The sequence below is a fragment of the Geodermatophilus sp. Leaf369 genome (genome assembly GCF_001424455.1).
GTDB lineage: Bacteria > Actinomycetota > Actinomycetes > Mycobacteriales > Geodermatophilaceae > Klenkia.
Genome location: NZ_LMQA01000001.1, coordinates 1,203,668 through 1,224,312, shown reverse-complemented (window position 1 = coordinate 1,224,312; position 20,645 = coordinate 1,203,668). Strand labels below are relative to the sequence as shown.

The following is a 20,645-nucleotide window of genomic DNA, read 5'->3' as shown; positions in this document are numbered from 1 at the left end:
GTGTATGGAACGCAAGAAGATCTTCCGCTCCGTCTGGTTCTGGGTCGCCCTCGTCGTCCTGCTGGTGGCCATCGTGCTGCCCTCCTTCCGCGGCAACAGCGGTGGTGAGGAGGTCCCGACCTCGACGGCCCTGGCCCAGTTCGCCGACGGCAACGTCGACCGCGTCACGATCAACGACCGGGAACAGACCCTCGACATCGAGCTGTCGTCCCCGGTAGACGGCAACGACGAGATCACCACGTCCTACCCGGCGGGTGCCTCCAGCCAGATCTACGACCTGGTCCGCGGCACCGACGGCAGCGGGTCGGACAACCCGGTCCGCTTCGACACCAACGTCACCCAGGACAACCTCCTGGTGTCGATCCTGGTCAGCTTCCTGCCGTTCCTGATCATCCTCGGTCTGCTGTTCTGGCTGTTCAGCTCGATGCAGGGCGGTGGCCGCGGGGTCATGGCCTTCGGCAAGAGCAAGGCCAAGGTGGTCAGCAAGGACACCCCGAAGACGACGTTCGCCGACGTCGCGGGGGCCGACGAGGCCATCGAGGAACTGCACGAGATCAAGGACTTCCTGCAGAACCCGGTCAAGTACCAGGCGATCGGCGCGAAGATCCCCAAGGGCGTGCTGCTGTTCGGCCCTCCCGGCACCGGCAAGACGCTGCTGGCCCGCGCCGTGGCGGGCGAGGCCGGCGTGCCGTTCTACTCGATCTCCGGCTCGGACTTCGTCGAGATGTTCGTCGGCGTCGGCGCCAGCCGGGTCCGTGACCTGTTCGAGCAGGCCAAGACCAACGCCCCGGCGATCATCTTCATCGACGAGATCGACGCCGTGGGCCGGCACCGCGGTGCCGGCATGGGCGGCGGCCACGACGAGCGCGAGCAGACCCTCAACCAGATGCTGGTCGAGATGGACGGCTTCGACGTCAAGGGCGGCGTCATCATGATCGCCGCGACCAACCGGCCCGACATCCTCGACCCGGCGCTGCTGCGCCCGGGCCGCTTCGACCGGCAGATCGCCGTCGACCGTCCCGACCTGCTGGGCCGCGTCGCCGTTCTCAAGGTGCACGCCACCGGCAAGCCGCTGGCCGACGACGTCGACCTCGAGACCCTGGCCCGTCGTACGCCCGGCTTCACCGGCGCCGACCTCGCCAACGTGCTCAACGAGGCCGCGCTGCTCACCGCCCGGCACGGCGGCACGCTCGTCACCGACGCCACCCTCGAGGAGGCGATCGACCGCGTGCTCGCCGGCCCCGAGCGCAAGACCCGGGCGATGAGCGAGAAGGAGAAGAAGGTCACCGCCTACCACGAGGGCGGGCACGCGCTGGTCGCGCACGCCCTGCCCAACCTGGACCCGGTGCACAAGGTGACGATCCTGCCGCGCGGCCGCTCGCTGGGGCACACCCTCGTGCTGCCGACCGAGGACAAGTACACCCAGACCCGCTCGGAGATGATCGACACCCTGGCCTACGCCCTGGGTGGCCGGGCCGCCGAGGAGCTGGTCTTCCACGAGCCGACCACCGGTGCCGGCAACGACATCGAGAAGGCCACCGCGATGGCGAAGTCGATGGTCACCGAGTACGGCATGAGCGCCAAGCTCGGGGCGGTCAAGTACGGCAGCACCGACGCCCAGCCGTTCATGGGCCGCGACATGGGCTCGCGCTCGGACTACTCCGAGGCCGTCGCCGCCGACATCGACTCCGAGGTGCGTGCGCTGATCGAGGCCGCGCACGACGAGGCCTGGGAGATCCTGGTCGAGTACCGGCACGTCCTGGACGACCTGGTGCTCGAGCTCATGGAGAAGGAGACGCTGACCAAGGACGACATGGCGCGCATCTGCGCCGGTGTCTCCAAGCGGCCGAACCTGGCTCCCTACAGCGGCTTCGGCAAGCGCACGCCGTCCGCCGAGCCGCCGGTGCTCACCCCGGCCGAGCGGGCCCGCGGCAACGGGGCCCTGAACGGCCACGGCGGTGGGGACGTCGAGAAGCCCCTCCCCGTGGGCGACGCCGGCGCCCCGCAGCACTGGTGAGCACGCACGTCGACCACTCCGTCGACCCTCGGCCCGTGCCGCACTCCGCCGATCAGGTGGACCACGCGCGGGCCGAGGCCGCGGTGCGGGAGCTGTTGATCGCGGTGGGGGAGGACCCCGACCGCCCCGGGCTCCGGGAGACCCCGGCCCGGGTCGCCCGGGCCTACGCCGAGACCTTCGCCGGGTTGCACCAGGACCCGGCGGAGGTGCTGTCGACGACCTTCGACGAGGATCACGACGAGCTCGTGCTGGTCAAGGACATCGCGCTGTACTCGACCTGCGAGCACCACCTGGTGCCCTTCCACGGGGTCGCGCACATCGGCTACATCCCCGGCGAGGACGGCCGGGTGACCGGCCTGAGCAAGCTGGCCCGGCTGGTCGAGGTGTACGCCCGCCGCCCCCAGGTGCAGGAGCGGATGACCAAGCAGATCGCCGACGCGATGATGTCGGCCCTGCACCCCCGCGGCGTGATCGTGGTCGTGGAGGCCGAGCACCTGTGCATGGCGATGCGCGGGGTCCGCAAGCCCGGCACCCGCACGATGACCTCGGCGGTGCGCGGCATCTTCAAGGAGAACGCCTCCACCCGGTCCGAGGCGATGGGCCTGGTGCTCGCGAGGTGAGCCTGCCCGTCACCGACCGCTGTCAGGTGATGGGCGTCCTGAACGTCACGCCCGACTCCTTCTCCGACGGCGGCTGCTTCGCCGACACGCCCAGCGCGGTCGCCCACGGGCTGGCCATGCACGCCGCGGGTGCCGACTGGGTCGACGTCGGCGGGGAGTCCACCCGCCCCGGTGCCGACCGGGTGGAGGCAGCCGAGGAGTGCGCCCGGGTCGTGCCCGTGGTGCGGGAGCTGGCCGCGGCCGGCATCCGGGTCAGCATCGACACCACGCGGGCCGAGGTGGCCGCCGCCGCCCTGGACGCCGGTGCGCAGCTGGTCAACGACGTCAGCGGCGGGCTGGCCGACGCCGGGATGGCGCCGCTGGTCGCCGAGCGTGGCGTGCCCTGGGTGCTCATGCACTGGCGCGGCCACAGCCGGGAGATGTACGCCGCGGCCCGCTACGGCGACGTCGTCACCGAGGTCTGCGCCGAGCTCACCGCCCGGGTCGAGGACGTCGTGGCCGGCGGCGTCGACCCGTCCCAGCTGGTGCTGGACCCCGGGCTGGGCTTCGCCAAGAACGCCGAGCACAACTGGTCCCTGCTGGCCGGGCTCAACCGGCTGGTCGGCATCGGACTGCCCCTGCTGGTCGGGGCCTCCCGCAAGAGCTTCCTGGGTCGGTTGCTGGCCGACGAGGACGGTGTCGTCCGGCCGGCCGAGCAGCGGGACGCCGCCAGCCTGGCCACGACGGTGCTCGCCGCCCAGGCCGGTGCCTGGGGGGTGCGGGTGCACGACGCGGGACCGTCGGTGGACGCCGTCCGTACCGTGGCCGCGGTCCGCGCCGCCCGACCGAGGAGCTCCCGTGCCTGACCAGATCGCCGTCCGTGGCCTGACCGCGCACGCGAACCACGGCGTCTACGCCGTGGAGCGCGAGCAGGGCCAGACGTTCACCGTCGACGCCGTGCTGGACGTGGACACCGCCCCGGCGGCCGCCGGGGACGACCTGGCCAGGACGGTGAACTACGCCGAGCTGGCCCAGCAGCTGCACGCGGTGCTCACCGGTGAGCCGGTCGACCTGCTGGAGACCCTGGCGCAGCGGCTGGCCGACGTCTGCCTGGCGAACGCCCTGGTCGACGCGGTCGAGATCACCGTGCACAAGCCCGAGGCGGACCTGGGCGTGCCCTTCGACGACGTCACCGTGCGCATCCGCAGGACGCGATGACCCGCGCCGTCCTGTCCCTCGGCGCCAACCTGGGCGACCGGGCCGGCACGCTGCGCACCGCCCTCCGGGCGCTCACCGGCGAGGGGCTGGTGGCCCGGTCGGTGCTCTACGAGACCCTGCCGTGGGGCCCGGTCGAGCAGCCGCCGTTCCTCAACGCCGCCGCCGTCGTGCGCGGTGAGCGGGACGCCGCCGGCTGGCTGGCACTGTGCCACGAGCTCGAGGAGGCCGCCGGGCGCACCCGTGGGGTCCGCTTCGGCCCCCGCACCCTGGACGTCGACGTCATCACGGTCACCGGGGACGACGGCACCCCCGTGCTGTCCGAGGACCCCGAGCTGACGCTGCCGCACCCCCGGGCGCACCAACGGGCCTTCGTGCTGGTCCCGTGGCTGGCCCTGGACCCCCGGGCCGAGCTGCCGGGCCACGGGCGGGTCTCCGACGTGCTGGCCGGGCTGCCCACCGAGGACGTCGAGGGCGTCGTCCGCTGGGAGCAGCTGGCGTGAAGCCGGTTTCCCGGCGCGACCTCGCCGTGTTGGCCGTGGGGGCCGCCGTCATCGGCTGGCTGGTCGTGGGCACGTTCTACGGCGATCTGCCGGCGCTGCGCTGGTGGCAGCCGCTGCCGATCGGCCTGCTCGCCGCCGCCGAGGGCCTCGGGGCCCGCACGCTGCGGGCCCGCCTCGCCGCCGAGCGCGACCGCCGTCCGGCCCCCGGCCGCTCCGGCGCCGCCGCGGCACGCCCGGTCGAGCCGATGCTGGTCGCCCGGCTGGCCGTCCTCGCCCAGGCCAGCGCCTGGGCGGGCGCGGCCTTCACCGGCCTGTGGGCCGGCGCCCTGGTCCACGCCCTCACCGAGGTCGGCCGCCTCGCCGCCGCCCCCTCGGACGCACTCGCAGCGGGTGTGGGCGTCGCCATGTCCACGGCCCTGGTCGCCGCAGCCCTCTTCCTGGAACACACCTGCAAGGTCCCCGAGGGCCCGGAGGAGTCGGCCTAGCTGCTGCTCCTGGATCAGCTCCGACGACGGACGTGCGTCCTCATCCACCGACGTCGGTGGACGAGGACGCACAGTGGTCGTCCCACCTGATCGACGAGGGGGTCAGACGGCTCCGGCGGTCTCGGGGACCTGGCCCTCCACGCTGCGGCGCAGGGCGCGGTGCAGGGACTCGGGGGTGAGGACGCCGAGGAAGCGGCCGCCGTCCAGCACGGCCACCCAGCCGGCCTCCATCCGCAGCATGATGGCGAAGGCGTTCTTGAGCGTGGAGTCCACCGGGACCCAGGCCTCCATCCGCCGGCTGGCGTCGTAGACGCTGCCGTCGCCGGCGGCGCGGTCGGTGGAGATCCAGCCGTGCAGGTCCTCCCGGTCGTCGAGGACGACGGCCCAGCGGGCGCCGGCCCGCTCGAGCACCTCGCGGACCTGCGCCCGGCTGTCGTCGACGTGGACGACGGGCGGGTGCTCGAGGTCCTCGACGGCGATGCCGGTGACGGCCAGCCGCTTGAGCGCGCGGTCCGAGCCCACGAAGTCGGCCACGAACGGGCTGGCCGGACGACCCAGCAGCTCGGCGGGGGTGGCGTACTGCTCGACCTTGCCGCCCTCGCTCATCACCGCGATCCGGTCACCGAGGCGCACGGCCTCCTCGATGTCGTGGGTGACGAAGACGATCGTCTTGCGGACGGTCTCCTGGAGGCGGAGGAACTCACCCTGCAGGCGCTCGCGCACCACCGGGTCGACGGCGGAGAACGGCTCGTCCATCAGCAGGACGGAGGGGTCGGCGGCCAGGGCGCGGGCGACGCCGGCGCGCTGACGCTGGCCACCGGAGAGCTGGTGGGGGTAGCGGTCACCGAAGGTGGCGGGGTCCAGGCCGACGGTGGTGAGCAGCTCCTCGACGCGGTCGCGGGTGCGCTTCTTGTCCCAGCCCAGGAGCTTGGGGACGGTGCCGACGTTGGTCCGGATGGACTGGTGCGGGAAGAGCCCGACGTTCTGGATGACGTAGCCGATCCGGCGGCGCAGCTGGACCGGGTCGACCCGGGTCACGTCGTCGTCACCGACCAGGATCCGGCCCGTGCTGGGCTCGATGATCCGGTTGATCATCTTCATCGTGGTGGTCTTCCCGCAGCCCGAGGGGCCGACCAGCACGGTCAGCTCACCGGCGGCGAAGTCCAGGTCGAGCTCCTGCACGCCGACCGTGCCGTCGGCGTAGACCTTGCTGACCCCCTCGAGGCGGATGTGCTCGGCGCCCCCCTGACCTGCGTCAGCGGTGGTGGGTGCGGTGGAGGTGGCAGTAGCGTCCACGCGGTGGCCTTCCTGGTGAGCACTCGGTGAGCGCAGCGAGCGAGATGACGGTGCTCGCGGTGGACGCGGCGCCGAACCCCTGGTTCAGCCCCTCGTGGGTGGTCGACAACTGGGGCACCATCATGCCGTTGTTGGCCCAGCACGTCAGGTTGACCGTCGTCTCGGTGCTGATCGGGGCGGTGATCGCGTTCCCGCTGGCCCTGCTCGCCCGGCGCAGCCGGTACCTCACCGGGCCCGTCCTCGGCGTCTCGACGCTGGTCTACACGATCCCGTCGCTGGCCATGTTCGCCTTCCTGGCGCCCTTCACCGGGCTGTCGGAGACGACGGTCGCGGTCGGCCTGGTGCTCTACTCGCTGGTCATCCTGGTGCGGAACTTCCTGGCCGGGCTGCAGGCGGTGCCCGCCGACGCCGTCGAGGCGGCGCGGGGCATGGGCTACGGCCCGGGCCGGCTGCTGCTGAAGGTGGAGATCCCGCTGGCGCTGCCCTCGATCATGGCCGGGCTCCGGATCGCCACGGTCTCCACCGTGGCGCTGGTGACCGTCGGGGTCGTCGTGGGCCAGGGCGGGCTGGGCCAGATCATCATCGTCAACGGCTTCAGCGCGAACTACTACCGGCCGCCGATCGTCTTCGGCACCCTGGCCTGCGTCGTGCTGGCCCTCATCGCCGACCAGCTGCTGGCCCTGCTCGAGCGGGTGCTCACGCCCTGGACCCGCACACCCACCCGGGCGGTCACCTCGTCCACCGGGACGCCCGCCCAGACCGTGGAGGCCGCCGCGTGAGCGTCGTCGGGGACGCGTTCCTCTACCTCAACGACCCGGTCAACTGGACCCGCCCGCGCGGCATCCTCGACCTGGCCGGCCAGCACCTGCAGATCGCCGGGCTGTCGCTGGGGATCGCCCTGGTCGTCGCCGTCCCTCTGGCGGTCGTCCTCGGGCACACCGGCCGCGGCGGTGCGCTGACCGTCGGCCTGGCCAACGTGTCCCGCGCCGTCCCCACGCTGGCGATCCTGACGATCTTCGCGGTGACGCCGATCGGGTTCACGATCTGGGCGCCGGTGATCGCCCTGACGGTCTTCGCGATCCCGCCGATCCTGGCCAACACCTACGTCGGCTTCCGTGAGGTCGACCGGGACGTCGTGGAGTCCGCGCGGGCGATGGGCATGAGCGAGAAGCAGGTGGTCTTCCGCGCCGAGCTGCCGCTGGCGGTGCCGCTGATGATGACCGGCATCCGGACGGCGGCCGTGCAGGTCGTCGCCACCGCGACGCTGGCCGCACTGCTCGGTGGCGGCACGCTCGGCTCGGTCATCCGCACCGGCTTCGCCCGGCAGGACAACGGCGTGGTGATGGCCGGGGCCCTGCTCGTGGCGCTGCTGGCCCTCATCACCGAGGTCCTGCTGGCCCTGGTCAGCTTCGCCGTCACCCCCGGTCAGAAGACCCTGCCGTTCAGCCGGGCCAGGAACCGCCGGCCGGTCGACGAGCCCGTCGACCTGCCGGCCGCCGACGACCGGGACGACCTCGTCGGAGCCGGTTCCTCCCCCCGGTAGGTCACGGGACGGCAACGACCGATTGCACAGGTCGGTGGTGCGGCGCAGAGTCGTGTGCTGCGGGAGTCCTCCCGCCAGACACGCGTCGCCCCCGGAGCCCGGGGGCGCGGGACACAGAAGGCGGACCCATGCGCAGCAGCGCCCGCATCCTCACCACCACGTTCGCCCTCGCCACCGTGCTCGCCGCGGCTGCCTGTGGTGAGTCCGGTTCCTCGGGCACCAGCGCCGGCGGCGGCGGGGAGGCCTCCGGCGACGCCTGCGCGCCGATCCCCGGCGACCAGCTCGTCGTCCTCGAGGACGACAAGGGCCTGCAGGCCGTCGACAACATCATCCCGGCGATCAACACCGCGTTCTCCGAGGCGAACCCCGGGGTGCTCGAGGTGCTCAGCTCCATCTCCACGGTGCTCACCACCGAGGACCTGGTCGCGATGAACTCCGGGGTGGACATCGAGCGGCAGTCCGCCGAGGACGTCGCCGCGGCCTACGTCAGCGACAACGACCTGGGCGCCGACGCGACCGCCGGGAGCGGTGCCGTCGTCGTCGGCGCCGCCAGCTTCACCGAGAGCCAGATCCTGGCCAACGTCTACGCCGACACCCTGAACGCCGCGGGCTACACCGCGAGCGTGCAGACCGTCGGCCAGCGCGAGACCTACCTGCCCGCGCTCGAGGCCGGGGACTTCGACGTCTTCCCCGAGTACGTCGGGACGCTCACCGAGTACCTGGACGGCAACCCCGACGAGGCGGTCGCCAGCTCCGACCTCGACGCGACCGTCGAGGTGCTGCGCCCCCTGGGTGAGGCCGTCGGCCTGACCTTCGGCGAGCCGGCCGAGGCCGCCGACGAGAACGCCTTCGCCATCACCACCACGCTGCAGGACGAGCTCGGCGGGGTCACCACCCTGTCCGAGCTGGCCGAGGCCTGCTCCGACGGGTCCCTGGTCCTCGGTGGCACGCCCGAGTGCCCGACCCGGCCCTTCTGCCAGCCCGGCCTCGAGGAGACCTACGGCTTCACCTTCGCCCAGGTGAACGACTACGACCTCGGTGCCCCCACCAACCAGGCGCTCATCCAGGGCGAGATCTCCCTGGCCCTGGCCCTGTCGACGGACCCGGTCTTCGCGCAGTAACGCGAGGACGACGACGGACGGGCACCCCCACGGGGGTGCCCGTCTGTCGTTCGGCAACGAATCGGTCACGGTGCACCCGAGGGTTTGCGCTGGTGAGGGCACACCGGGTTCTCTCAAGGGCCGCGGGACACCTCCCGCCAGACACGCGTCGTCCCCGGGACCGGGGACGCGGGACACAGAAGGCGGACCACATGCGCATGCGCGCCCGCGTACTCACTCCGTTCGCCATCGCCGCGGTGCTGGCCACCGCCGCCTGCGGCGAGTCCGGCTCCTCGGGCAACGGCTCCGGCGGCAGCGACGGCGGCCAGGCCTCCGGCAGCGCCTGCGCGCCGATCGCCGACGACAACCTCGTGGTGATGGAGGACGACAAGGAGCTCCAGGCCGTCGACAACATCATCCCGGCCCTGGAGACCACGTACTCCGAGGCCAACCCCACCGCGATCGACGCCCTGAACACCGTCTCGGAGGTGCTCACCACCGAGGACCTGGTCGGCCTGAACGCCGCCGTGGACGTCGAGCGGCAGAGCGTCACCGACGCCGCGGCCGCCTACGTCGAGGAGAACGACCTCGGCTCGGGCGTCACCGGCAGCGGCTCGGTCACCGTCGGGGCGGCCAGCTTCACCGAGAGCCAGATCCTGGCCAACGTCTACGCCGGGGCGCTGAACAACGCCGGCTTCACCGCCACCGTGCAGACCGTCGGTCAGCGCGAGGCCTACCTGCCCGCCCTGCAGGCCGGCCAGTTCCAGGTCTTCCCCGAGTACGTCGGCACGGTCGCCGAGTACCTGGACGGCAACCCCGACGAGGCCGTGGTCTCCGGTGACCTGGACTCCAGCGTCGAGGTCCTGCGCGGCCTGGGCACCCCGGCCGGGCTGACCTTCGGCGAGCCCGCCGAGGCCGAGGACAGCAACGCCTTCGCGATCACCGTCGCGCTGCAGGAGGAACTGGGCGGCATCACCACGATGTCCGAGCTCGCCGAGGCCTGCTCGGACGGCTCGCTGATCCTGGGCGCCACCCCCGAGTGCCCGACCCGGCCCTTCTGCCAGATCGGGCTTGAGGACGTCTACGGCTTCCAGTTCGCCTCGCTGGGCGACTACGACCTGGGCGCGGCCACCAACCAGGCCCTGATCCAGGGCGAGATCTCGATGGCCCAGGTCCTCAGCACGGACCCGATCCTCGCCAACTGAGGAAGGTCGCCCTCGCCCCCGGGACGGGGCCGTGACCACGTGACGCCCAGAGGCGGGCACCCCACCCGGGTGCCCGCCTCTCGGCGTCAGTACCAGCCGTTCTCGGGGAGCTGCTCGCCAACCGGGACGACGGCATCGAGCTGGTTGCCGGCCTGGGGCAGGGGGCAGGACCAGCGCGGGTCGTAGGTGCACGAGGGGTGGTAGGCGAAGTTCAGGTCGACGACGAGGTGCCCGTCGTCCCCGCCGAGGTCGGCGCCCTTGACGGTGTCGAGCAGGTAGCGCCCCCCGCCGTACGTCGTCTGGCCCGCGCTGCCGTCGCGCAAGGGCAGGAAGACGCCCCCGCCGTAACCCCCGAGCCACCACACGTCGAGCCGGCCCAGGTCGCCCAGGGTGACCCGGCCCAGCAGGTCGAGGTCGACGACGCCGTCGTCGGCGGTGGGCAGCGCCAGGTGCTGGGGCTCGACGTTGGTGTCCAGCCGGGCCCGGAAACGGAAGGCCGGGTCGTGGTCGGCGACGGGCAGCCCGGTGAAGGCGGCCCGGGCGTCGGGGCCCAGCGGGGAGTCCGGGTGGTCGGCGAACAGCGCGTCGCGGCCGGCCCGCCAGGCGGCCCACCCGGCGGCGGGGTCGGGCTCGGCCCGCACGGCGGCGTAGAGGGCGTGCACCTGTCGGCGCCAGTCGAGGAGGGTGAGGCTCACCGGGACGACTGTGGCACCGCCGGCGCGGACCGGCGCGTCCGACAGCGGGGCAGGTCACGGCCGAGGGGGGTCCGGGAGCCCGTAAGGTCACGGATGTGGCAGGTGAGCCGGACGAGACGGGACCGCGGGTCCCCGGCACGTCCCGGCCCGGCCTGAACCCCGTCGTCCGGGTCGTCGGACTGGTGCTCGGGTTCGCCCTGGCCATCGCTGCCACGCTGGCCGTCTTCCTCACCGAGGACGCGCTCTACCTCCGCCTGGCCGTCATCGCCGTCGCCTGGGCGTTCGTCATCGCCGCGTTCGCCGCCGGCCGACGGTCCACCGACCAGGCCGTCGCCGCCGGGCGGGAGGCCGAGCTGCGGCAGGCCTACGAGCTCGAGCTGGAGCGTGAGGTCGCCGCCCGCCGGGAGTTCGAGCTGACGCTGGAGAACCAGCTGCGCCGCGAGGCGCAGGAGGCCATGCGCGCCGAGCTAGACCAGATGCGCGCGGACCTCGCCTCGGTGGCCCAGCTGCGCGACCAGCTGGCCGGGCTCGGTGAGCTGCGCGCCGACATGGGCCGGTTGCGGCGGGAGCTCACCGAGCAGCTGTCGGGGGAGATGCTGGTCGAGCGGATCGTGATGCGCACCCAGTCCATCCGGATGCCGGCCGACCGCCCGCTGCTGGACGGCTCCGACGCGCGGCTGCTGGAGGGAACCCCGGCGTTCCCGGAGCCGGTCGTGGAACAGCCGCGGCGCGCGGTCCCGCCCCCGGTGCCGGCGCCGCCGCGTCCGGCTGAGTCCACCCAGGCCCTGCCGAGGGTCGTCGAGCCGGAGCCGGAACCCGAGCCGGCACCCGCCCCGGGTCCCTCCACCGGTTCGCACGCCGCGCTCTGGGACGCCCCGGCCGCGGTCGCGCGGACCTCCGACGACGGTCCCGCACCCCGCCGGCACCGGCGCGCGGCCCCGGAGGAGGAGGTCGTCGCAGTCCCCCAGGAGCCCGAGCACGAACCCGACGTCTACGAGACCGCCGGCCACCAGCGGCTGACCCAGATCCTCGCGGAGTCCGGGGCCTCCGCCGGGGCCGGCGGCCGCCGTCGCCGCCGCGCCGCCGAGGACGACGACGGCGGGGACGACGTCCTCGCGCGCGTGTTGGGGCGACCCTCCTAGATCGGGCCCTGGCTCAGCGCGCCGCCGTCGAGCACCAGGGTCTGACCGGTCACCCAGCCCGCGCCGTCGGACAGCAGGTAGGCCGCGGCCTCGCCGATGTCCTCGGGCACGCCGAGCCGGCCGACCGGGTACTGACCGGAGACCTCGTCCTCCCGGCCGGTGAACAGCGCCTCGGCGAACTTGGTCTTGACCACGGCCGGGGCGACGGCGTTGACCCGGATGCGCTGCGGGCCGAGCTCGACGGCCAGCTGGGTGGTCAGGTTGACCAGCGCGGCCTTGCTGACCCCGTAGGCGGCGATCCCCGCGCTGGACTTGAGCCCGGCGACCGAGGCCACGATGAGCACCGAGCCGCCGTGCTCGCCCATCCAGGCCCGGTGCGCCTCCTGGACCAGGCCCAGGGTGCCCACGACGTTGGTGTCCAGGATCTTGCGGAAGACGTCGAGCGGGGCGTCGATGAGCGGCCCGTAGTACGGGTTGATGCCGACGTTGCCGACGAGGCAGTCCAGGCTGCCGAAGGTGTCGATCGCGGTGCGGACCGCCTCGGCACGGTGCTCGGGGTCCCCGGCGTTGCCGGCCACCGCGACGGCGACCTCCGGGCCACCGAGGGCCTCGACCGCCTCGGCGAGTGCCTCGGGCTTGCGGGCGGTCAGGACCACCCGGGCGCCGCGGTCGACCAGGCTGCGGGCGATGGCCAGGCCGATGCCCCGGCTGCCGCCGGTGACCAGGGCGGTGCGTCCTGCGTAGGAGTCGGACGTGCTCAGGGGGTGCTCCTCGGGGGTGCTGGCCGGCCGCGTCGCCGACGGCGCCGAACCTACCGAGGACGTCGGGTGAGTCAGCACACAGCCGTCGTGCGTTGCCGAGCGGCCCACGGGGTAACACACTCGCCGACGACGCGACACCTGCGTGACACACACCGGTCGCAGCAGGGCCCGCGTCGCTGCTCCACCCAGCGCCACCCGCGGCTCCCCGACGACGAGGGGCCGCACCCGCCGAAAGTCCGGTACCCGCGAGGGACTGGAACGAGAGGTGCACCCGTGACCCGTGCCCGCCGCTCTCCCGCAGGACCCGTCCCGCCCCCCGCCCGCCTCCGCGTGGGCGTCGTCGGCGCCGGCCGGGTCGGTTCCGTCCTCGGTGCGGCCCTCGCCGCTGCCGGTCACGACGTCGTCGCCGCGTCGGGGGTGTCCACCGCGTCCGCCGAGCGCGCCGCCCGGCTGCTGCCCGGGGTCCCGCTGCTGCCCGCCGACGAGGTGGTCGCCGCCAGCGACCTCGTGGTGCTCGCCGTCCCCGACGACACCCTGCCCGGCCTGGTCGCCGGTCTGGCCGGCACCGGTGCCTGGCGCCGCGGCCAGCTGGCCTTCCACACCTCCGGCGCCCACGGCCTGGCCGTGCTGGCGCCCGCGGAGGAACGCGGCGTGCTCAGCCTGGCGCTGCATCCGGCCATGACCTTCTCCGGCGGGCCCGAGGACGTCGCCCGGCTCAGCGGCACCGCGTTCGGCGTGACCAGCCGTCCCGAGCACCGTGCAGTGGCCGAGACGCTGTCGCTGGAGATGGGCGGCGAGCCCTTCTGGGTCGCCGAGGACGACCGGGCGCTCTACCACGCAGCGCTGGTCACCGGCGCGAACCACCTGGTCACGCTGGTCGCCGAGGCCGCGGACCTGCTCCGCGCCGCCGGCGTGGACAGCCCGGCCCGGGTGCTGGGCCCGCTGCTGACCGCCGCCCTGGACAACGGGCTGCGCCGCGGGGACGCCGGGCTCACCGGCCCGGTCAGCCGGGGGGACGTCGGCACCGTCGCCGGGCACCTGGCCACCCTCGCCGAGCGGGCCCCCGACGCCGTCGGCGCCTACGTGGCGATGGCCCGCCGCACCACCGAGCGGGCCGCGGCCGCCGGGCGGCTCAAGCCGCACGAGGCAGCCCCGCTCACCGAGCTGCTCGACGCCGCCGGACAGGACGTGCCGCGATGACCGCGAACACCGCGCTGCGGCTGCCCGTGGTCGCCGAGACCGTCGGCGAGCTGCGCGAGGTGCTGGCCACGCTCCCCGCCCCGGTCGTGCTGGTGCCCACCATGGGCGCCCTGCACGAGGGGCACCGCACACTGGTGCGGGCCGCCCGCGGGCTCGGCGGCAGCGTCGTCGTCTCCGTCTTCGTCAACCCGACCCAGTTCGGGCCGGGGGAGGACTTCGACCGCTACCCCCGCACCTGGGACGCCGACCTCGCTGCCCTGGCCGAGGAGGGCGCCGACGTGGTCTTCCACCCCGGTGTCACCGACGTCTACCCCGAGCCGGCGACCGGGGTGACCGTGCAGCCCGGCCCGGCGGGTGACGTGCTGGAGGGCGCCGTCCGCCCCGGGCACTTCGCCGGGGTGCTGACCGTCGTCGCCAAGCTCTTCGGCCTGGTGCGCCCGGACGTCGCGGTCTTCGGGGAGAAGGACTGGCAGCAGCTCACCCTGGTCCGCGGCATGGCCCGCGAGCTCGCCCTCGGCGTCGAGGTCGTGGGCGTCCCCACGGTCCGTGAGGACGACGGGATGGCGCTGAGCTCCCGCAACCGGTTCCTCGACGGCGACCAGCGCACCGCGGCGGCCGCCCTGTCCGCGGCCCTGCGTGCGGGGTCCGCTGCCGGGTCCGACGGGGCCGACGCGGTGCTCGCCGCCGCGCACGCCGTGCTGGACACCGCACCCGGCTTGGTGCTCGACTACCTCGCCCTGACCGCTCCCGACCTCGGCCCCGCGCCGGCGGAGGGCCCGGGCCGCCTGCTCGTCGCTGCCCGCGCCGGCAGCACCCGACTGATCGACAACACCGCCGTCCACCTGGGGGTATCCCGATGATGCGCACCATGCTCAAGTCCAAGATCCACCGGGCCACCGTGACCCAGGCCGACCTGCACTACGTGGGCTCGGTGACCGTCGACGAGGACCTGATGGACGCCGCGGACCTGCTGGCCGGCGAGCAGGTCGCCATCGTCGACGTCACCAACGGCGCCCGGCTGGAGACCTACGTGATCCCGGGCCGGCGCGGTTCGGGCGTGCTCGGCATCAACGGCGCGGCCGCGCACCTGGTGCACCCCGAGGACCTGGTGATCCTGATCAGCTACGGGCTGGTGGACGACGCCGAGGCCAAGGCGCACATCCCGACCGTCGTGCACGTCGACGGGCAGAACCGGGTGGTGGAGCTGGGCACCGACCCGGCCACCCCGCCGCCGGGGGTCGCCGGCAACGGGCTCGTGCGCGGGGACGTCGTCGAGCCCGGCCGGTGACCACCACCGCGGTCCACCCCAGCGCCACCCCGGTCGCCGGGCCCCCGCTGCCCACCGGCCTGCCCCTGCGGCTGGCCGCCCCGGTGCCGGGCTGGGAGCTGACCGCGGACGTCTGCGTCGTCGGGTCCGGCGTCGCCGGGCTGTGCGTGGCGCTGCACGCCCGGGCCGCGGGCCTGTCGGTCGCCGTCGTCACCAAGGTCGAGGTGGACGACGGGTCGACCCGGTGGGCGCAGGGCGGCATCGCCGCGGTGCTCGCCGACACCGACTCCCCGGCCGACCACGCCGCCGACACCGAGGTGGCCGGCGTGGGGCTGTGCGACCCGGCGGCCGTCGCCGCGCTGGTCACCGAGGGCCCCGACCGGCTGCGCCAGCTGATCAGCTGGGGCGCTGCCTTCGACCGCGGCCCCGACGGGCACCTGCTGCTCACCCGTGAGGGCGGTCACCACGCCGACCGGATCGTGCACGCCGGCGGCGACGCCACCGGCGCCGAGGTGCAGCGCGCGCTGCACGCCGCGGTCACCGCCGACCCGGGGATCACCCTCGTCGAGCACGCCATGGTGCTGGACCTGGTCACCGATGCCGCCGGGCGGGCCGCCGGGGTCACCCTGCACGTGCTGGGGGAGGGCAGCTCCGACGGCGTCGGTGCCGTCCGGGCGCGGGCGGTCGTGCTGGCCACCGGCGGGATGGGCCAGGTCTACGCGGCCACCACCAACCCGGCCGTGTCCACCGGCGACGGTGTCGCGCTGGGCCTGCGCGCCGGGGCGGTCGCCACCGACCTGGAGTTCGTCCAGTTCCACCCCACCGCGCTGTACCTGGGCCCGGACTCCCGCGGTCAGCAGCCGCTGGTGTCCGAGGCGCTGCGCGGGGAAGGCGCACTGCTGCGCGACGGGGCGGGCGAGCGGTTCATGGTCGGCGTGCACCCGCTGGCCGAACTGGCCCCCCGCGACGTCGTCGCCAAGGCGATCACCCGGGTGCAGCTGCGCGACGGGGTGGACCACGTCTTCCTCGACGCCCGGCACGTCGAGGGCCTGGCCGACCGGTTCCCGACCATCGTGGCCCGCTGCCGGGAGGCCGGTGTCGACCCGGTCACCGAGCTGGTGCCGGTCACCCCGGCCGCGCACTACGCCTCCGGCGGCCTGGCCACCGACCTCACCGGCCGGACGACGGTGCCCGGGCTCTACGCCTGCGGCGAGGTCGCCTGCACCGGCGTGCACGGGGCCAACCGGCTGGCCTCGAACTCGCTGCTGGAGGGCCTGGTGTTCGCCGGCCGGATCGGTGCGGCGCTGGCCGTCGAGCTGCCGGTGCCCGAGGCGGTCCCGCCGCACGCGGCCCACGCCGACGGGCTCCTCGACCCGGCCGCCCGCACCGAGCTCACCACCACCATGTCCGCCCGGGTCGGCGCGCTGCGCAGCGGGGCCGGGCTGACCGAGGCCGCCGGCACGCTCGCCGGGCTGGCCGCCCGCCTGGGGGACGCCGAACCCGGCGTCGCCGGCTGGGAGGCCACCGACCTGCTGACCGTGGCCACCGCGCTGACCGCTGCCGCCGGCGCCCGCGAGGAGACCCGCGGCTGCCACTGGCGGGAGGACCACCCCGACGCCGAGGACGCCTGGCTGGTGCACTTGGACCTGCGACTGGGGCACGACGGCGCGCTGCAGCTGACCCCCCGCCCTGTGGGCACCCCCGTGGCGGTGACCTGGTGAGCGAGGTCGCCACCCCCCGCGACGCCCGGGACCTGACCGGCACCGGCCTCACCGAGGCCTGGGTGGCCGAGCTGGTCGAGCGCACCCTGGCCGAGGACCTCACCGGCGGCTCCCCGCTGCCACACGCCCCCGACCAGGCGGTGGCGCACGACGTCACCAGCGCGGCCACGGTGCCGGCCACCCAGCGGGGCACCGCCGACCTCGTCGCCCGGGCCGACGGCGTCGTCGCCGGTCTGCCGGTGGCCGCCCGGGTCTTCGGTCGGCTCTCGCCCTCGGCCACCATCACCGCCTCGGCGGCCGACGGCGACGCCGTCCGCCGCGGCGACGTGCTGCTGACGGTCTCCGGGCACGTCCGGGCGCTGCTGGCCGCCGAGCGCAGCGCGCTCAACATCGCCAGCCGGGCCAGCGGCATCGCCACCGCCACCCGCGCCTGGGTGGACGCCGTGGCCGGCACCGGTGCCGTCGTGCTGGACACCCGCAAGACGACCCCCGGGCTGCGCGCCCTGGAGAAGTACGCGGTGCGCTGCGGCGGGGGCTCCAACAAGCGGATGGGGCTCTACGACGTCGCGATGATCAAGGACAACCACGTCGCTGCTGCCGGGTCGGTGGCCGCCGCCGTGGCCGCCGTCCGCGAGCGGGCGCCGCGGGTGACCGTGCAGGTGGAGGCGGACACCGTCGCGCAGGCCGTGGAGGCCGTCGAGGCGGGGGCGGACTTCCTGCTGCTGGACAACATGAGCCCCGCGGTGCTGCGCGAGGCCGTCGCCGCGGTGGCCGGGCGGGCCGAGACCGAGGCCACCGGGGGGCTCACCCTCGCCGTGGCCCGCGAGGTCGCCGAGACCGGGGTGGACTACCTGTCGGTCGGGGCGCTCACGCACAGCTCGCCGATCCTGGACCTGGCCCTCGACCTGCGGACCGGCTGATGCTGCTGGCCGTGGACGTCGGCAACAGCCACACCGTGCTCGCCGTGTTCGACGGCGACCGGGTGGCCGGCTGCTGGCGGGTGCGCACCCAGCCCCGGGCCACCGCCGACGAGCTCCAGCTGCTCTGGCGCGGGCTGCTGCGCGACACCGAGGTCACCGGGGTCGCCGCCTGCTCCACGGTGCCCCAGCTGCTGCCCACCCTGCGGCAGCTGCTCGACCGGCTCGAGGTGCCGGTCACCCTCATCGGTCCCGGCGTGCGCACCGGGGTGCCGCTGCACGTGGACAACCCCCGCGAGGTCGGCGCCGACCGGGTGGTCACCGCCCTCGCCGCGCACGAGCTGTTCGGACGACGCCCCGACGGCACCGGCCGGCCCGTGGTCGTCGTGGACTTCGGCACCTCCACCACCGTGGACGCCGTCGGCCCGACCGGTGCGTTCCTCGGCGGCGCCCTGGCCCCCGGCGTCGAGGTGTCCCTGGACGCCCTCGCCGCCCGCGCGGCCCAGCTGCGCTCGGTGGAGCTGACCGTGCCCACCCAGGCGATCGGCAAGAACACCGTGGCCGCCCTGCAGTCCGGGGTGGTGCTCGGGTTCGCCGGGCTCGTCGACGGGCTGGTCACCCGGATCGCCGCCGAGCTGATCGCCCAGTTCGGCGTCGGCCCGGTCGTCGTCGCCACCGGGGGACTGCACCCGCTGGTCGTGGACAGCTGCCGGTCGATCGGGGAGCGCGAGCCCGACCTCACCGTGCACGGCCTGCGGCTGGCCCACCAGCGGCACCAGGCCGGTGGGCGCTGACGGAGACACGTGAGCGGGGCCACCGGGCCCGGACTCCGTAGGCTCGCGGGGTGACCGTCGAACCACCCGAACAGCCCGACGACGAGCTCCCCGAGCAGCTGCGCGTCCGCCGCGCCAAGCTCGACCGGCTCCGGGAGTCCGGTGTCGACCCCTACCCGGTGGGCGTGGCCCGCACGACGTCGCTGGCCGACGTCCGCGCCGCCCACCCCGACCTGGACGCCGACCAGACGACCGGCCAGGTCGTCGGGGTCACCGGCCGGGTCATCTTCAGCCGCAACACCGGCAAGCTGTGCTTCGCGACGCTGCGCGAGGGCGGCACCGAGCTGCAGGTCATGCTCTCCCGCGACCGGGTCGGCGAGGAGGCCCTGGCCGCCTGGAAGTCCGACGTCGACCTGGGCGACCACGTGCTGGTCACCGGCGAGGTGGGCACCTCCCGCCGCGGGGAGCTCTCGGTGTTCGCCGACTCCTGGCAGCTGGCCGCCAAGGCGCTGCGCCCGCTGCCGGTCGCGCACAAGCCGATGAGCGAGGAGCTGCGGGTCCGCCGCCGCTACGTCGACCTCATCGTCCGCGACGAGGCCCGCCGGGTCGTGCACCAGCGTTCGGCTGTCAACGCCGCCGTCCGCGCCGGGCTCACCACCCGCGGCTACCTCGAGGTCGAGACCCCGATGCTGCAGGTCGTGCACGGCGGGGCCACCGCCCGGCCCTTCCGCACGCACATGAACGCCTTCGACCTCGACCTGTACCTGCGCATCGCGCCCGAGCTGTTCCTCAAGCGGTGCATCGTCGGCGGACTGGACCGGGTGTTCGAGATCAACCGGAACTTCCGCAACGAGGGCGCCGACAGCTCGCACTCCCCGGAGTTCGCGATGCTGGAGTTCTACGAGGCGCACGCGGACTACCAGCAGATGGCGACGACGACGCGCGAACTGGTGCAGGAGAGCTGTGCCGCGCTCTTCGGCGACCACGTCGCCCGGCACCACGACGGCACCGAGGTCGACCTCTCCGGCGTCTGGCCGCAGGTGTCGCTGTACGGGGTCACCTCCGAGGCGCTGGGGGAGGAGATCACCCCGGCCACCCCGGTGGAGACGCTGCGAGCGCACGCCGAGCGGGTGGACGTCGGCGTCGACCCGGCCTGGGGTGCCGGCAAGCTCGTGGAGGAGCTCTTCGAGGCCCTGGTCCAGGACTCCTTGCAGGACCCCACCTTCGTCATCGACTACCCGACCGAGACCTCCCCGCTCACCCGCGCGCACCGCTCGGTCGAGGGCGTCGCGGAGAAGTGGGACCTCTACATCGGGGGCATCGAGCGGGGCACCGGGTACTCCGAGCTCGTCGACCCGGTCGTGCAGCGCGAGCGCTTCACCGCCCAGGCGCTGCTGGCCGCTGCCGGTGACCCCGAGGCGATGGTGCTCGACGAGGACTTCCTCGAGGCACTCGAGTACGGGATGCCGCCGACCGGTGGTGTGGGAATGGGGATGGACCGGTTGATGATGACGCTGACCGGTCTCGGAATCCGCGAGACCATCCTCTTCCCGCTGGTGCGCCCGATCACTTCCTAGACCATTCTGACCCGATCGGGGCTCTTTTCCTGAGAATGGCCACGCGGATTCGTCGGGTGCGCGGGCGTCGTGGTGCAATGAATGCGTCGCCGAAATGGCGACGAGTTCCACGGCCGCACGGGGGCCAGCAACGGAAAAGGGAAACAAGATGGCTCGCAAGGTCCAGGTGATCCTCAGTGACGACCTCGATGACGACGTCTCGGCGGACGAGACCGTGACGTTCTCCCTCGACGGGACCACGTACGAGATCGACCTGTCGGACAAGAACGCCGGCGAGATGCGCGACGTGTTCAGCAAGTACGTCAACGCCGCCCGCAAGGTCAGCAGCCGCGGCACCCGCGCCTCCGGCGCCGGCCGTTCCAAGGCCACCGGCGGCGGCGCCGGCCGGATGGACCGCGAGCAGGCCGGTGCCATCCGCGACTGGGCCCGCAAGAACGGCCACGACGTCAGCGACCGGGGCCGCATCCCCGCCACCGTCGTCGACGCCTACGAAGCAGCTCACTGAAGAAGGACCCCGTCTCCCCCCACGACACGCTCCGCGCGCCGCGGGTCCCTGAGACGGGGCCGTTCCAGCACGTCACGAGGCCCGACCCCGTTCCCGGGGTCGGGCCTCGGTCCGTTGCGCTGAG

The 20,645-nt window shown here is 74.0% G+C and carries 22 protein-coding genes; 19 read left to right on the top strand and 3 right to left on the bottom strand.

All coding sequences use genetic code 11. The features are described 5' to 3' along the window. Positions 1-4: 4 nt before the first annotated feature. From ftsH to ASG36_RS06055, 6 genes are read left to right on the top strand one after another with little or no spacing between them, the layout of a single operon-like run. Entirely contained in the window at positions 5-2,017 is a 2,013-nt protein-coding gene (ftsH, locus tag ASG36_RS06080; protein WP_055760710.1) for an ATP-dependent zinc metalloprotease FtsH, read from the top strand. A gap of 35 nt (positions 2,018-2,052) precedes the next feature. Beyond that, positions 2,053-2,637 (top strand): GTP cyclohydrolase I FolE, encoded by a 585-nt coding sequence (gene folE / locus ASG36_RS06075; RefSeq protein ID WP_055762583.1) that lies wholly within the window; start codon positions 2,053-2,055, stop codon positions 2,635-2,637. Next, positions 2,634-3,482, top strand: coding sequence for a dihydropteroate synthase (folP, locus tag ASG36_RS06070; protein WP_235494631.1), 849 nt, complete (start codon positions 2,634-2,636; stop codon positions 3,480-3,482). The genes folE and folP overlap by 4 nt, the downstream gene beginning before the upstream one ends. Further along, entirely contained in the window at positions 3,475-3,834 is a 360-nt protein-coding gene (gene folB / locus ASG36_RS06065; RefSeq protein WP_055760707.1) for a dihydroneopterin aldolase, read from the top strand. The genes folP and folB overlap by 8 nt, the downstream gene beginning before the upstream one ends. Further along, complete coding sequence (folK, locus tag ASG36_RS06060; protein WP_055760703.1) at positions 3,831-4,334, top strand: 2-amino-4-hydroxy-6-hydroxymethyldihydropteridine diphosphokinase; 504 nt, start codon at positions 3,831-3,833, stop codon at positions 4,332-4,334. Before folB ends, folK begins: the two co-directional genes overlap by 4 nt. After that, positions 4,331-4,819, top strand: a complete 489-nt coding sequence (locus tag ASG36_RS06055) for a DUF3180 domain-containing protein (protein ID WP_055760700.1) — start codon at positions 4,331-4,333, stop codon at positions 4,817-4,819. The genes folK and ASG36_RS06055 overlap by 4 nt, the downstream gene beginning before the upstream one ends. Positions 4,820-4,921: 102 nt before the next feature. On the opposite strand, the gene ASG36_RS06050 is transcribed toward ASG36_RS06055, so the two are convergent. Next, on the bottom strand, positions 4,922-6,115 hold the full coding sequence (locus tag ASG36_RS06050; protein WP_082522814.1) for an ABC transporter ATP-binding protein: 1,194 nt from the start codon (positions 6,113-6,115) through the stop codon (positions 4,922-4,924). Positions 6,116-6,141: 26 nt separating this feature from the next. On the opposite strand from ASG36_RS06050, the gene ASG36_RS06045 reads away from it, so the two are divergent. From ASG36_RS06045 to ASG36_RS06030, 4 genes are all read left to right on the top strand, one after another. Next, on the top strand, positions 6,142-6,894 hold the full coding sequence (locus ASG36_RS06045; RefSeq protein ID WP_235494629.1) for an ABC transporter permease: 753 nt from the start codon (positions 6,142-6,144) through the stop codon (positions 6,892-6,894). Further along, complete coding sequence (locus tag ASG36_RS06040) at positions 6,891-7,658, top strand: ABC transporter permease (RefSeq protein WP_082522813.1); 768 nt, start codon at positions 6,891-6,893, stop codon at positions 7,656-7,658. The genes ASG36_RS06045 and ASG36_RS06040 overlap by 4 nt, the downstream gene beginning before the upstream one ends. A 128-nt stretch (positions 7,659-7,786) precedes the next feature. Continuing rightward, the gene (locus ASG36_RS06035; RefSeq protein ID WP_055760693.1) at positions 7,787-8,779 is read left to right on the top strand and encodes a glycine betaine ABC transporter substrate-binding protein; all 993 of its coding nucleotides are present in this window, start codon (positions 7,787-7,789) and stop codon (positions 8,777-8,779) included. A 197-nt stretch (positions 8,780-8,976) separates the two neighbouring features. After that, positions 8,977-9,963: a glycine betaine ABC transporter substrate-binding protein gene (locus tag ASG36_RS06030; RefSeq protein ID WP_235494628.1), complete on the top strand. Its 987-nt coding sequence runs from the start codon at positions 8,977-8,979 to the stop codon at positions 9,961-9,963. A gap of 86 nt (positions 9,964-10,049) precedes the next feature. Here ASG36_RS06030 and ASG36_RS06025 read toward each other — a convergent pair whose 3' ends face one another. Next, positions 10,050-10,658 (bottom strand): DUF1684 domain-containing protein, encoded by a 609-nt coding sequence (locus ASG36_RS06025; protein ID WP_055760688.1) that lies wholly within the window; start codon positions 10,656-10,658, stop codon positions 10,050-10,052. 95 nt (positions 10,659-10,753) lie between these two features. Between ASG36_RS06025 and ASG36_RS06020 the strand changes: the two genes are divergently transcribed. Continuing rightward, on the top strand, positions 10,754-11,800 hold the full coding sequence (locus ASG36_RS06020; RefSeq protein ID WP_055760685.1) for a DUF6779 domain-containing protein: 1,047 nt from the start codon (positions 10,754-10,756) through the stop codon (positions 11,798-11,800). On the opposite strand, the gene ASG36_RS06015 is transcribed toward ASG36_RS06020, so the two are convergent. After that, complete coding sequence (locus tag ASG36_RS06015; protein WP_235494626.1) at positions 11,797-12,639, bottom strand: SDR family oxidoreductase; 843 nt, start codon at positions 12,637-12,639, stop codon at positions 11,797-11,799. The genes ASG36_RS06020 and ASG36_RS06015 overlap by 4 nt on opposite strands. Positions 12,640-12,834: 195 nt before the next feature. Here ASG36_RS06015 and ASG36_RS06010 point away from each other — a divergent pair, with 195 nt between their 5' ends. From ASG36_RS06010 to ASG36_RS05975, 8 genes are all read left to right on the top strand, one after another. Next, complete coding sequence (locus tag ASG36_RS06010; protein WP_055760682.1) at positions 12,835-13,761, top strand: Rossmann-like and DUF2520 domain-containing protein; 927 nt, start codon at positions 12,835-12,837, stop codon at positions 13,759-13,761. Further along, positions 13,758-14,621: a pantoate--beta-alanine ligase gene (panC, locus tag ASG36_RS06005; RefSeq protein ID WP_055760681.1), complete on the top strand. Its 864-nt coding sequence runs from the start codon at positions 13,758-13,760 to the stop codon at positions 14,619-14,621. Before ASG36_RS06010 ends, panC begins: the two co-directional genes overlap by 4 nt. 8 nt (positions 14,622-14,629) lie before the next feature. Next, positions 14,630-15,049 (top strand): aspartate 1-decarboxylase, encoded by a 420-nt coding sequence (gene panD, locus ASG36_RS06000; RefSeq protein ID WP_304437786.1) that lies wholly within the window; start codon positions 14,630-14,632, stop codon positions 15,047-15,049. Further along, on the top strand, positions 15,046-16,749 hold the full coding sequence (locus ASG36_RS05995) for an L-aspartate oxidase (RefSeq protein ID WP_082522812.1): 1,704 nt from the start codon (positions 15,046-15,048) through the stop codon (positions 16,747-16,749). The genes panD and ASG36_RS05995 overlap by 4 nt, the downstream gene beginning before the upstream one ends. After that, positions 16,746-17,669 (top strand): carboxylating nicotinate-nucleotide diphosphorylase, encoded by a 924-nt coding sequence (gene nadC, locus ASG36_RS05990; protein ID WP_055760673.1) that lies wholly within the window; start codon positions 16,746-16,748, stop codon positions 17,667-17,669. Before ASG36_RS05995 ends, nadC begins: the two co-directional genes overlap by 4 nt. Then, positions 17,669-18,460 (top strand): type III pantothenate kinase, encoded by a 792-nt coding sequence (locus tag ASG36_RS05985; protein ID WP_055760670.1) that lies wholly within the window; start codon positions 17,669-17,671, stop codon positions 18,458-18,460. Before nadC ends, ASG36_RS05985 begins: the two co-directional genes overlap by 1 nt. Positions 18,461-18,510: 50 nt before the next feature. Beyond that, entirely contained in the window at positions 18,511-20,016 is a 1,506-nt protein-coding gene (gene lysS, locus ASG36_RS05980) for a lysine--tRNA ligase (protein ID WP_055760668.1), read from the top strand. A 148-nt stretch (positions 20,017-20,164) separates the two neighbouring features. Then, positions 20,165-20,521 carry an Lsr2 family protein gene (locus tag ASG36_RS05975; RefSeq protein ID WP_055760663.1) on the top strand — a complete coding sequence of 119 codons (357 nt, stop codon included), beginning with the start codon at positions 20,165-20,167 and terminating at the stop codon, positions 20,519-20,521. The last annotated feature ends 124 nt before the right edge of the window (positions 20,522-20,645 follow it).

What these genes read in the sequence shown, in the direction of transcription:
- ftsH (WP_055760710.1), top strand. Translation starts at nt 5, where the DNA reads ATGGAACGCAAGAAGATCTTCCGCTCCGTCTGGTTCTGGGTCGCCCTC.
- folK (WP_055760703.1), top strand. Translation starts at nt 3,831, where the DNA reads ATGACCCGCGCCGTCCTGTCCCTCGGCGCCAACCTGGGCGACCGGGCC.
- ASG36_RS06035 (WP_055760693.1), top strand. Translation starts at nt 7,787, where the DNA reads ATGCGCAGCAGCGCCCGCATCCTCACCACCACGTTCGCCCTCGCCACC.
- ASG36_RS06030 (WP_235494628.1), top strand. Translation starts at nt 8,977, where the DNA reads ATGCGCGCCCGCGTACTCACTCCGTTCGCCATCGCCGCGGTGCTGGCC.
- panC (WP_055760681.1), top strand. Translation starts at nt 13,758, where the DNA reads ATGACCGCGAACACCGCGCTGCGGCTGCCCGTGGTCGCCGAGACCGTC.
- panD (WP_304437786.1), top strand. Translation starts at nt 14,630, where the DNA reads ATGCTCAAGTCCAAGATCCACCGGGCCACCGTGACCCAGGCCGACCTG.
- ASG36_RS05985 (WP_055760670.1), top strand. Translation starts at nt 17,669, where the DNA reads ATGCTGCTGGCCGTGGACGTCGGCAACAGCCACACCGTGCTCGCCGTG.
- ASG36_RS05975 (WP_055760663.1), top strand. Translation starts at nt 20,165, where the DNA reads ATGGCTCGCAAGGTCCAGGTGATCCTCAGTGACGACCTCGATGACGAC.